This window comes from Rhizobacter sp. P2_D12 (assembly GCF_056404395.1).
The window spans coordinates 41,304-52,760 of sequence record NZ_JBFUEB010000036.1 but is presented as its reverse complement, the minus strand read 5'-3'; the positions used below and the strand labels follow the sequence as shown (position 1 = coordinate 52,760).

The 11,457-nt window shown below is 71.0% G+C and carries 9 protein-coding genes; all 9 read left to right on the top strand.

Features of this window, described 5'->3' with window-relative positions; all coding sequences use genetic code 11:
- Positions 1–689 (top strand): isoaspartyl peptidase/L-asparaginase family protein (locus AC1DYN_RS14370; protein WP_477960593.1); only part of this gene is annotated, 689 nt, incomplete at its 5' end.
- On the top strand, positions 686–2,548 hold the full coding sequence (locus tag AC1DYN_RS14365; RefSeq protein ID WP_477960591.1) for a dipeptide ABC transporter ATP-binding protein: 1,863 nt from the start codon (positions 686–688) through the stop codon (positions 2,546–2,548). The genes AC1DYN_RS14370 and AC1DYN_RS14365, both read left to right, overlap by 4 nt.
- Positions 2,549–2,587: 39 nt before the next feature.
- Positions 2,588–4,135: a glutathione ABC transporter substrate-binding protein GsiB gene (gene gsiB, locus AC1DYN_RS14360; protein WP_477960589.1), complete on the top strand. Its 1,548-nt coding sequence runs from the start codon at positions 2,588–2,590 to the stop codon at positions 4,133–4,135.
- Between the two features lie 29 nt (positions 4,136–4,164).
- On the top strand, positions 4,165–5,085 hold the full coding sequence (gene gsiC, locus AC1DYN_RS14355; protein ID WP_477960587.1) for a glutathione ABC transporter permease GsiC: 921 nt from the start codon (positions 4,165–4,167) through the stop codon (positions 5,083–5,085).
- Positions 5,076–5,969, top strand: a complete 894-nt coding sequence (gene gsiD, locus AC1DYN_RS14350; protein WP_477960597.1) for a glutathione ABC transporter permease GsiD — start codon at positions 5,076–5,078, stop codon at positions 5,967–5,969. Before gsiC ends, gsiD begins: the two co-directional genes overlap by 10 nt.
- Positions 5,969–7,027, top strand: coding sequence for a P1 family peptidase (locus tag AC1DYN_RS14345; RefSeq protein WP_477960585.1), 1,059 nt, complete (start codon positions 5,969–5,971; stop codon positions 7,025–7,027). The genes gsiD and AC1DYN_RS14345 overlap by 1 nt, the downstream gene beginning before the upstream one ends.
- Positions 7,028–7,052: 25 nt before the next feature.
- A complete protein-coding gene (locus tag AC1DYN_RS14340; protein ID WP_477960583.1) occupies positions 7,053–7,886 on the top strand; it encodes a M55 family metallopeptidase in 834 nt (277 codons plus the stop codon).
- On the top strand, positions 7,873–8,715 hold the full coding sequence (locus AC1DYN_RS14335; protein ID WP_477960581.1) for a DUF2272 domain-containing protein: 843 nt from the start codon (positions 7,873–7,875) through the stop codon (positions 8,713–8,715). Before AC1DYN_RS14340 ends, AC1DYN_RS14335 begins: the two co-directional genes overlap by 14 nt.
- A 426-nt stretch (positions 8,716–9,141) precedes the next feature.
- Entirely contained in the window at positions 9,142–11,340 is a 2,199-nt protein-coding gene (locus AC1DYN_RS14330) for a helicase-related protein (protein WP_477960580.1), read from the top strand.
- Positions 11,341–11,457 lie beyond the last annotated feature (117 nt).

Below are 11,457 nucleotides of genomic sequence, written 5' to 3'. Positions count from 1 at the left end.
GCGTGCGCACGCTGCGCAACCCGGTGCTGGCCGCGCGCGCGGTGCTCGAGGCCGCCGGCCCGGTGCTGCTGATCGGGCCGGGCGCCGAGCGCTTCGCCGCCGACCACGGCTGCGCGACGGTCGCCCCCGAATGGTTCGACACGCCCGGGCGGCTGGCGCAGCTGCACGCGATGCAGGCGGCCAGCGGCGTCGCGCTCGACCACGATGCTGCCGCGGCCGCCACCGCCGCTGCGCCGCTCGACGAGCGCGCCAAGTTCGGCACCGTCGGTGCGGTCGCGCTCGATGCCCAGGGTCACCTCGCCGCCGCCACCTCCACCGGCGGCATGACCAACAAGCGCCCCGGCCGCGTCGGCGATTCGCCGCTGGTGGGCGCCGGCTGCTATGCCAACGACCGCACCGCCGCGGTGTCGTGCACCGGCGTCGGCGAGGCCTTCATGCGCGCGCTCGCCGCCCACGACGTGTCGGCGCTGATGGCCTATGCCGGCCTGCCGCTGAAGCAGGCGGCACGCCGCGTCGTGATGGACACGCTGCCGCCGCTGGGCGGCCGCGGCGGGCTGATCGCGGTCGACGCGCACGGCAACGTCACGCTGCCCTTCAACACCGAGGGCATGTACCGCGGCTGGGCCCGCGTCGGCCAGGCGCCGGTGTCCGCCATCTACGCCGACGAACCCGGCCCCGACGCCCCATGACAGCCATCCCGCCTTCCACCCTGCGCCGCGTGCTCGAGGTGCGCGACCTCAGCGTCAGCTTCCGCGTCGAGGCCGGCCGGCTGCAGGCGGTGCGTGCGCTCGATTTCCACGTCGACGCCGGCGAGACGCTGGCCATCGTCGGCGAATCGGGTTCGGGCAAGTCGGTCTCGTCGCTGGCGCTGATGCGCCTGGTCGAGCACGGCGGCGGCCGCATCGACAGCGGCGAGATGTGGCTCACGCGCCGCGACGGCGAGCGCGTCGACCTGGCGCGGGCCGATGCACGCCGCATGCGCTCGCTGCGCGGCGCCGACCTGGCGATGGTGTTCCAGGAGCCGATGACCTCGCTGAACCCCGTCTTCACCGTCGGGCAGCAGGTGGCCGAGTCGATCAAGCTGCACCAGGGCGCCACGCAAGGCCAGGCGATGGCCGAGGCGCTGCGCCTGTTCGACCTGGTGCGCATCCCCGAGGCGCGCGAAGTGCTGGGCCGCCACCCGCACCAGCTGTCGGGCGGCATGCGCCAGCGCGTGATGATCGCGATGGCGCTGGCCTGCCGGCCCACGCTGCTGATCGCCGACGAGCCGACCACCGCGCTCGACGTCACCATCCAGGCGCAGATCCTGGCGCTGATCCAGCAGCTGCAGCACGAGCTGGCGATGGGTGTGATCTTCATCACCCACGACATGGGCGTGGTGGCCGAGATCGCCGACCGCGTGCTGGTGATGCGCCGCGGCGACAAGATCGAGGAGGGCGAGTGCCGCGCGCTGTTCGCCCAGCCGCGCGAGCCGTACACGCAGGCGCTGCTGGCTGCCGTGCCGCAGCTGGGCGCGATGCAGGGGCAGGACCTGCCGGCGCGTTTCGCGTTGCCGGGCGACGCGGGCACGGCACGGGAAGGCGCCACCACGATGCCCGACAGCGTGCGCGCCGACCAGCCGCCGGTGCTGACGGTGCAGGGCCTGGTCACCCGCTTCCCGCTGCGCAGCGGCGTGTTCGGCCGCGTGCGACGCCAGGTGCATGCGGTCGAGCAGATCAGCTTCGAGCTGAAGGCCGGCGAGACGCTGGCGCTGGTCGGCGAATCGGGCTGCGGCAAGTCGACCACCGGCCGCTCGCTCGCGCGCCTGGTCGCGCCGCTGGCCGGCCGCGTCGAGGTGGCCGGCCGCGACATCGCGCCCTTGCACGGCGCCGCATTGCAGGCGCTGCGCCGCGACATCCAGTTCGTCTTCCAGGACCCGTACGCGTCGCTCGACCCGCGCCTCACGGTGGGCTACGGCGTGATGGAGCCGCTGCTGATCCACAAGCTGATGCCGCCGCGGGATGCCGAGGAGCGCGTGCGCTGGCTGCTCGAGAAGGTGGGGCTGCCGGCCGAGGCGGCGCACCGCTACCCGCACGAGTTCTCGGGCGGGCAGCGGCAGCGCATCGCGATCGCGCGCGCGCTGGCGCTGAACCCGAAGGTGGTGATCGCCGACGAGGCCGTGTCGGCGCTCGACGTGTCGATCCGCGCGCAGATCATCAACCTGCTGCTCGACCTGCAGCAGGAGTTCGGCATGGCCTACCTGTTCATCTCGCACGACATGGCCGTGGTCGAGCGCATCAGCCACCGCGTGGCGGTGATGTACCTGGGCCAGATCGTCGAGATCGGCCCGCGCCGCGCGGTGTTCGAGAATCCGCAGCATGCGTACACGCGGCGGCTGATGTCGGCCGTGCCGGTGGCCGACCCGACGCGCCGGCGCAAGCGCGAGCTGCTGTCCGACGAGATCGCGAGCCCGGTGCGCGCGGTCGGCGATTCGCCCGAGGTGGCGCCGCTGCACCAGGTGGCGCCCGGGCACTTCGTGGCCCGCCATCCGGTCGGCGGTGCGTACTGATCTTCCTTGTTCCCAGAGACTCAAGCCAGGAGAACTTCAATGAACCGACAACGCATCTCTCGCCTCGCTCGCGTGGCCGCCGCCCTCGCGGTCACCGGGGCCGCCTTCTCGGCCCACGCCGCCAAGGACATCACCATCGCGGTCGCCTCCACCTTCACGACCACCGACCCCTACGATGCCAACGACACGCTGTCGCAGGCGGTCGCCAAGTCGTTCTACCAGGGCCTGTACGGCTTCGACAAGGACATGAAGATGGTGCCGGTGCTGGCCGAGAGCCACACCGCCAGCAAGGACGGCCTGGTCTACACCGTCAAGCTGAAGACCGGCATCAAGTTCCACGACGGCACGCCGTTCAACGCCGAGGCGGTGAAGGCCACCTTCGACCGCGTGACCAACCCCGACAACAAGCTCAAGCGCTACAACCTCTACAAGAACATCGCCAAGACCGAGGCGCTGGACGCGAGCACGGTGCGCTTCACGCTGAAGGAGCCGTTCTCGCCCTTCATCAACACGCTGGCCCACCCGTCGGGCGTGATCATCTCGCCGGCCGCGCTGGCGCAGTACGGCAGCAAGGGCATCGCGCAGCACCCGGTGGGCACCGGCCCGTTCAAGTTCGTCGAGTGGAAGGCCACCGACTACCTGAAGGTCGAGAAGTTCGACGGCTACTGGCGCAAGGGCTACCCGAAGGTCGACAGCATCACCTGGCGCCCGGTGGTCGACAACAACACCCGCGCCGCGGTGATGCAGACGAATGAAGCGCACTTCGCGTTCCCGGTGCCGCCGGAAGCGGTCGACACGCTGTCGAAGAAGCCCAGCCTCGAGATCACCGCCGCGCCGTCGATCATCCAGCGCTACYTGTCGATGAACACGCAGCAGAAGCCCTTCGACAACCCGAAGGTGCGCGAGGCCATCAACTACGCGATCAACAAGGATGCGCTGATCAAGGTGGCCTTCTCGGGCTACGCGATCCCGGCCGAAGGCCCGCTGCCGCACGGCGTGGAGTACGCCGTCAAGCTGGGCCCGTGGCCCTACGACCCGGCCAAGGCGCGCGAGCTGCTGAAGGAAGCCGGCTACCCGAACGGTTTCGAGACGACGCTGTGGTCGGCCTACAACCACACGACGGCGCAGAAGGTGATCCAGTTCGTGCAGCAGCAGCTGGGCCAGGTAGGCATCAAGCTGCAGGTGCAGGCGCTGGAGGCCGGCCAACGCGTCGAGCGCGTCGAGAGCGCGCAGGATCCGGCCACCGCGCCGGTGCGCATGTACTACGTCGGCTGGTCGTCGTCGACCGGCGAGGCCGACTGGGCGATGCGGCCGCTGCTGGCATCCGAATCCTTCCCGCCCAAGCTGTTCAACACCGCGTACTACAAGAGCGCCGTCGTCGACAACGCGATCGCCAAGTCGCTGGTGACGACCGACAAGGCCGAGAAGGCCAAGCTGTACACCGAGGCGCAGAAGCAGATCTGGAAGGATGCGCCCTGGGCCTTCCTGGTGACGGAGCGGCTGGTGTCGGTGCGGGCGCGCAACCTGGCCGGGTTCTACGTGATTCCGGACGGCAGCTTCAACTTCGATGAAGTCGAGTTGAAGTGAGGTCCCGGATTTCCATCCGGGCTGCTTGAATGGCTGTCTATCTTCTCAAGCGGCTGCTGGGGCTGCTGCCGACGCTGCTGATCGTCGCGGTGCTGGTGTTCGCCTTCGTGCACCTGCTGCCGGGCGATCCGGCGCGGCTGGCGGCGGGCGTCGATGCCGACGCCGAGACGGTCGAGCTGGTGCGGCGCGACCTCGGCCTCGACCTGCCGCTGCCGCAGCAGTTCGTGCGCTTCTTCAGCCATGCGCTGCAGGGCGACTTCGGGCTGTCGATCCGCAGCAAGCGGCCGGTGTCGGCCGAGATCGCCGAGCGCTTCGGTCCGACCTTGTGGCTGACCCTCGCGGCGATGGCCTGGTCGGTGCTGCTCGGGCTGGTGCTGGGCATCGTCTCGGCGGTGTGGCGCAACCGCTGGCCCGACCGGGTCGGCATGTCGCTCGCGGTGTCGGGCATCTCGTTCCCGTCGTTCGCGCTCGGCATGGTGCTGATGCAGCTGTTCTCGGTGCAGCTGGGCTGGCTGCCGACGGTGGGCGCCGACAGCTGGCGCCACTACATCCTGCCGTCGCTGACGCTCGGCGCCGGCGTGGCCGCGGTGATGGCGCGCTTCACGCGCAGCTCGTTCATCGACATCCTGAAGGAAGACTACGTGCGCACGGCGCGCGCCAAGGGGCTGGACGAACCGTCGGTGATCTTCAAGCACGGGCTGCGCAACGCGCTGATCCCGGTGGTCACGATGATGGGGCTGCAGTTCGGCTTCCTGCTCGGCGGCTCGATCGTCGTCGAGGTGGTGTTCAACTGGCCCGGCATGGGACGGCTGCTGGTCGATGCGGTGGAGATGCGCGACTACCCGATCATCCAGGCGCTGGTGCTGCTGTTCTCGCTCGAATTCATCCTCATCAACCTGGTGGTCGACGTGTTGTACGCCGTCATCAACCCGACGATCCGATTCCATTGAACACCGCCACCCCTCCCGTCACGCCCCCCACTGCCGTGCGCACGCCCGCGGCGGAGTTCTGGCGCAAGTTCAAGCGCCAGCGCGTCGCGCTGATCGCCGGCGGCTTCGTGCTGCTGCTGGTGGCGCTGGCGGTGTTCGCGCCCTGGCTGGTGCCCTTCGACGCCGAGAACTTCTTCGACTACGACGCGCTGAACTCGCCGCCGTCGGCCAAGCACTGGTTCGGCGTCGATTCGCTCGGGCGCGACATCTTCAGCCGCATCCTGATGGGCGCGCGCATCTCGCTGGCCGCCGGCTTCGTCTCGGTGGCGGTGGGCGCCGTGGTGGGCACGCTGCTGGGCCTGCTGGCCGGCTACTACCAGGGCTGGTGGGACCGCATCGTGATGCGCATGGCCGACGTGCTGTTCGCCTTCCCCGGCATCCTGCTGGCGATCGGCATCGTCGCGATCCTCGGCAACGGCATGGTCAACGTGATCCTCGCGGTGGCAGTGTTCAGCGTGCCGGCGTTCGCGCGGCTGGTGCGCGGCAACGTGCTGTCGCTGAAGCACCAGACCTACATCGAGGCGGTGCGCTCGATCGGCGCGTCCGATGCGGTGATCATGCTGCGCCACCTGCTGCCGGGCACGGTGGCCTCGGTGGTGGTGTACCTGACGATGCGCATCGGCACGTCCATCATCACGGCGGCCAGCCTGTCCTTCCTTGGCCTGGGCGCGCAGCCGCCGACACCCGAATGGGGCGCGATGCTGAACGAGGCGCGCGCCGACATGCTGAACGCGCCGCACGTGGCGCTGTTCCCGAGCCTGGCGATCTTCGTCACCGTGCTTGCCTTCAACCTGCTCGGCGACGGCTTGCGCGACGCGCTGGATCCCAAGCTGGACAAGTACTGATGCCTGGGACCGCGCTCGGTGCCCCGCGCGTCGGCATGCTGCCTTCGGCCGCGCTGGACGCGATCACCGACGTGCCGGGGCTGGCCGTGGGGCATTGCACGCTGGACGACGGCGCCACGCAGACCGGCGCCACCGTGCTGCTGCCGCAGCCGGGCAACCTGTTCCTGCACAAGCTGCCGGCGGGGCTGGCGGTGATCAACGGCTTCGGCAAGAGCGCCGGGCTGATGCAGCTGCAGGAACTGGGCACGCTCGAGTCGCCGATCGCGCTGGTCAGCACGCTGGCGGTGGGCGCGGCGGCGAGCGCGCTGGTGCGCGATGCGATGGCGCAGAACGCCGAGCTGGCGCGCGGCCTGCCGACGCTGAACCCGCTGGTGTTCGAGTGCAACGACGGCTGGCTGAACGATGCGCGCGCGATGGTGCTGCAGGAGTCGCACGTGGCGCAGGCGCTGGCCGCGGCGCGCGCTGCGCCGCACGGCCGCTTCGCGCAGGGCAGCGTGGGGGCCGGGCGCGGCATGTCGTGCCATGGGCTGAAGGGCGGCATCGGCAGTGCGTCGCGCCGCGTCGGGCCGCACGTGCTGGGCGCGCTGGTGCTGGCCAACCAGGGGCGGCCCGAGGCGCTGACGATCGCCGGTCGGCGCATCGGTGTGCAGTTGCAGGCGCGGCTTGCGGCAGAGACGGGGCCGGAGCGCGGATCGATCATCGTGCTGCTGGCCACCGATGCGCCGCTCGATGCGCGGCAGCTGGCGCGCGTGGCGCGCCGCGCCGCGGCCGGGTTGGCGCGCACCGGTTCCGACTACGGGCATGGCAGCGGCGACATCGCGCTCGCCTTCTCGACCGCGTACCGGGTGCCGCAGGGGGCGGACGAGCCGATGCCGGCTGTCGCGCTGCTGCACGAGAGCGCGCTCGACGGCCTGTTCCAGGCTGCGGCCGAGGCCACCGAGCAGGCCATCCTGCATGCGCTGTTCGCGGCCACGTCGGTGAGCGGGCGCGACGGCCGGCGCCGCCTGGCGCTCACCGAGCTGGCGCCCGACTGGCCGACGCTGCTCGACATCTCCTGAACGACGCGTGAACCGAAAGACGACGATGAAGACACCGACGATCCTGGTGGCCGTGGACATCGAAGGCGTGGCGGGCGTGTGGCGCCCCGAGCAGACGCAGGCCGGCAACGGCGACTACGAACGGGCGCGGCGCTGGATGACGCAGGAGGCCGATGCCGCGGTGCGCGGTGCGTTTGCGGGCGGTGCCGGCGCGGTGCTGGTCAACGATTCGCATGGCCACTTCGGCAACCTGCTGGCCGACGAGCTGGACCCGCGCGCGCAGTTGATCCAGGGCAAGCCGCGCCAGCTGGGCATGATGGCCGGCGTCGACCAGGGCGTGGCGGGGGTCTTGATGATCGGCTGGCATTCGCGCGCCAAGACGCGCGGCGTGCTGGCRCACACGTCGAACAGCTTTGCGTTCGCGCGGGTGTGGCTGGACGAGCTCGAGGTGGGCGAGGTCGGGCTGTATGCGGCGCTGGCCGGCGAGTTCGGCGTGCCGGTGCTGCTGGCCAGCGGGTGCGACGTGATGGCGGCGGAGGTCGAGGCGCTGCTGCCCGGCACCGCGTGCGCCGTCGTCAAGTGGTCGGAGGGGGCGCGCAGCGGGCGGTCGCTGTCGCCGGCCGAATCGCGTGCGCAGATCGAGGCCGCGGCGCGCGATGCGGTGCAGGCGCTGACGCCGGCGCACACGCCGTGGCGTCATGCCAACCCACGGCCCACCTTGCGCGTTCGCTGCCAGACGCCGGCGCTGGCCGATGCCTTCGCGCTGTGGCCGGCGGTGCAGCGCGAGGATGCAGAGACCATCGCGGTCGCCTGCGCCAGCGTGCACGACGCGGTGCGCAGCCTGAATGCCCTGGCGGTGATGGGGAATGCGCTGCGCTGAGTTCGCGCTGCGCGGCGCAGGCGGCCTGCTGCTGGCCGCGCTGCTCGCGGGTTGCGGGCTGCTTCCACCGGCGCCGCGGGTGCGTGTCGCGCCGACGGTGGTGGCGCCGGAGCAGGTGCAGCGCCTGGTGGCGAATGCCACCGACGAATGGATCCGCTGGGGCAGCAGGCGGTCGCTCGTCACGCCGGACCATCCGGCCTGCCTGCTGCAGCCTGATGGCGACTGCGTGCAGGTCGACGACGGCTGCGGCGACGAGCAGGCGCAGGCGCTGTGCCCGGTGGTCGACAGGTACTGGCAGGCCGTGCCGCCCGGGCACCGGCGCCACAGCTGCGGGATGGTCGACGTCTGTGCGGTGCACTGGCCGGCGGACGACAGCCGCATGCCGGAGAACACGCCCCCGTGGTCGGCGGTGTTCGTCAGCGCGATGATGATCAAGTCGGGATTCAGTGCCAGCGAGTTCTGGCCGTCGCGCTCGCATGCGGGCTACATCGTCGCGGCGCGCGACGGCTACGCGTCGGCGTTCGAGGTGCTGCCGACGCCGGCCGAGCCGTCGGTGGGCGACGTCATCTGCGCGACGCGCGGCCGCACGCAACTCAAGCCGGACGAGATCTGGAAGATCCTCGACGGCGAGCTGTCGCACCCGCTGCACTGCGACATCGTGGTGGCCGTCGATGCCGACCGGCGGTGGCTGCAGGCCATCGGTGGCAACGTGCAGCAGACGGTGGCGATGAACCAGGTGCAGCTGGACGGGCAGGGCAGGCTGGCGTTCGACATGGCGCCATCGCGGCCCTGGCTCCTCATCCTCAGGCCGCGCCGCGAATTGCCTTGAGTCGAGAGCGCCATGCAATGCTTCATCGAGCTTGTGCCAGTCCGGGATGCCCGCAAAACGTGGCTGCTGAAGCGAAGGCGCGGGCGGGGAGGCTGGGGCGCGCCAATCGGGATGGGGCGTCGGAGCTGGCTGGTTTGAGGGCCCGCGTGCGCCAGCACGCTTCGTGAAAACTGACTTGTCGCCGACTGTTTGACCACAGCGAGCGAAGCGAGCGGCGGGAGTTTCGGCGACGGGCCCTCAAAGCAGTCAGCGCAGGGAAGTCGACGCGCCGCCAGGCGCGGCGACCGCCCCATCCGGCGCGCCCCAGCCTCCCCGCCCGCGCCTTTGCCGAACCAGCGCCCCCGTCACAGCCGACCCGGATTGGCATCCGGGCTACAGTCCGTCCCGGTACCCTGTCCACACCTTGCCCGCGAGCCCCTGCCCACCGTGACCCTTCCCAATCCGCGCCACGCGGCGCGTGTCCCCGCGCACATCTCCCCCGAACAGCTCGCGCGCGTCCGACAAGCCGCCTATGCGCTGCCCCAGGTGGTCAAGCCCTCGGACTACTTCGACGAACACGCGAGCGGCCTCGACGAGCGCCTCGACAAGCTGGGCCTGGTGCTGCTGCAGAAGGCCGTCGCCGGGGCCCGCCCGAGCCGCTGGATCGCGCCGGACGTCATCGACGCCGCGTTGCAGCACCTCGACGCGGTCGGCACCGGCCCCGAGGTGCGCACCGTCATGCTGGAGCGCGGCGCCGCGCTGGACGCGCTGGGCGTGGCACGCGACGGCAGCGGCTGGACGCGCCTGATCAGCTACCCGCTGCAGCTCACCGAGGCCGAATGGCGCGTGCCGGTGCTGTTCCGCGTGCCGGTGCAGGCCGAGGCAGTGTGGGCCTTCCACCGCAGCGGCGACAAGGCCGCGCTGCTCGCCGCATTGGGCCCCGTCCCCGCCTACCCGCAGGCCGACGCGCTGCGCGCCGCGCTCGACGCGCTGGTGCTGCGCAGCCGCCTCTACAACGCCCGCCACCTCGAATCGCTGCTGCCGCGCCTGCAATCCGAATGCGCGACGCCGCAGCCGCTGCCCGAACTGCTGGCGGCCTGCAGCCGCGCCCAGGAACGCTGGGAACACCAGGTGTCCGAACTCGACACGCTGGCCGGCCTGAACAGCGAGCTGGCCTTCCAGGGCTACCCCGACACCTTCGTCAAGGCGCGCCGGCTGCAGCGCAGCGTCACGCTCTACGTCGGCCCGCCCAACAGCGGCAAGACCCACGCCGCCTTCGAGCGCCTGGCCCAGGCCCACGACGGTGCCTACCTCGCGCCGCTGCGCCTGCTCGCGCTCGAGGGCCGCGACCGGCTGGTCGGCCGCGGCGTCGCCTGCTCGCTGCTCACCGGCGAAGAGAACGTGCCCGCGCCGGGCGCCGGCCTCGTGTCCAGCACCATCGAGATGGTCAACACCAACAAAGCCATCGACGTCGCGGTGATCGACGAAGCCCAGATGATCTTCGACCCGTACCGCGGCTGGGCCTGGACGCAGGCCATCGTCGCGGTGCCGGCCAACGAGGTGATCGTCATCTGCTCGGCCTACGCGGTGCCGGCGATCGAGAACCTGCTCGGCCTGTGCGGCGAACGCTGCACCGTGCGCCACTTCGAGCGCAAGCAGCACGTGCAGCTGCTCAACGCGCCGGTGCCGGTCTCGGCGCTGAAGAAGGGCGATGCGGTGGTCGCCTTCAGCCGGCGCGACGTGCTGGCGCTGCGCGACCAGATCGCCGCCGGCGGCCACCCCGTCTCGGTGATCTACGGCGCGCTGCCGCCCGAGGTGCGGCGGCGCGAGGCCGAGCGCTTCGCGCAGGGCGAATCGCACGTGCTGGTGGCCACCGATGCCATCGGCATGGGCCTGAACCTGCCGATCCGCCGCGTGCTGTTCAGCACCATGACCAAGTACGACGGCCAGGGCGACCGGCCGCTGGATGAATCCGAGGTGCACCAGATCGCCGGACGGGCCGGCCGCTTCGGCATGCACGAGGAAGGCTTCGCCGGCGTGCTGAAGGAAGCCGAGCCGCCCGCGCTGCGCATGCTGAAGGAGCGCCTGGCGCGCACGCCGCGCGCGCCGCGCGACTTCAAGGCGCCGGTGGCGCCGAACGGCTGGCACGTCGACACCATCTCGTCGCGCCTGCACAAGACCCGGCTGCGCGAGGTGCTGGGCGTCTTCATGGAGCAGCTCAAGCTCGACGACGCGCACTTCGCGGTGGCCGAGCTGGAGCAGATGCTCGAGCTGGCCGAGCAGCTCGACCGCAGCGCCGCCAAGCTGAGCCTGAAGGATCGCTTCATCTACGCGCAGGCGCCGGTCGACACGCGCACCGTCTCGCAGGTGCAGGAGTTCCTCGACTGGAGCAGCAGCCACGCGCTGACCGGCCGCGCCGGCTCGCCCTGGTTCCTGCAGGACGTGGACGGCCACAGCCGGCTCGACCGCATGGAACAGGCGCTGCGCTCGTGCACGCTGTGGCTGTGGCTGGACCTGCGCTTCCCCGGCGTCTACGGCAAGGTCGACGAGGTGGTGGCGCTGCGCAGCCAGCTCAACGACGGCATCGAGCGCCAGCTGAAAGGCAAGCGCCCCCTGGCCCAGGTTCGGCATCGCGGGCGCGCCTGAGCCGACTTGGCCGCACAGCGGCACAATCCCCACCTTCCGCGCTTGCCGTTTTCCCCTTTCCGCTCATGTCATCCACCGAACCCGTGATCCCCCCGACAGACGTTTCCGCCGTGCCGG

What these genes read in the sequence shown, in the direction of transcription:
- AC1DYN_RS14345 (WP_477960585.1), top strand. Translation starts at nt 5,969, where the DNA reads ATGCCTGGGACCGCGCTCGGTGCCCCGCGCGTCGGCATGCTGCCTTCG.
- AC1DYN_RS14335 (WP_477960581.1), top strand. Translation starts at nt 7,873, where the DNA reads ATGCGCTGCGCTGAGTTCGCGCTGCGCGGCGCAGGCGGCCTGCTGCTG.
- AC1DYN_RS14365 (WP_477960591.1), top strand. Translation starts at nt 686, where the DNA reads ATGACAGCCATCCCGCCTTCCACCCTGCGCCGCGTGCTCGAGGTGCGC.
- gsiC (WP_477960587.1), top strand. Translation starts at nt 4,165, where the DNA reads ATGGCTGTCTATCTTCTCAAGCGGCTGCTGGGGCTGCTGCCGACGCTG.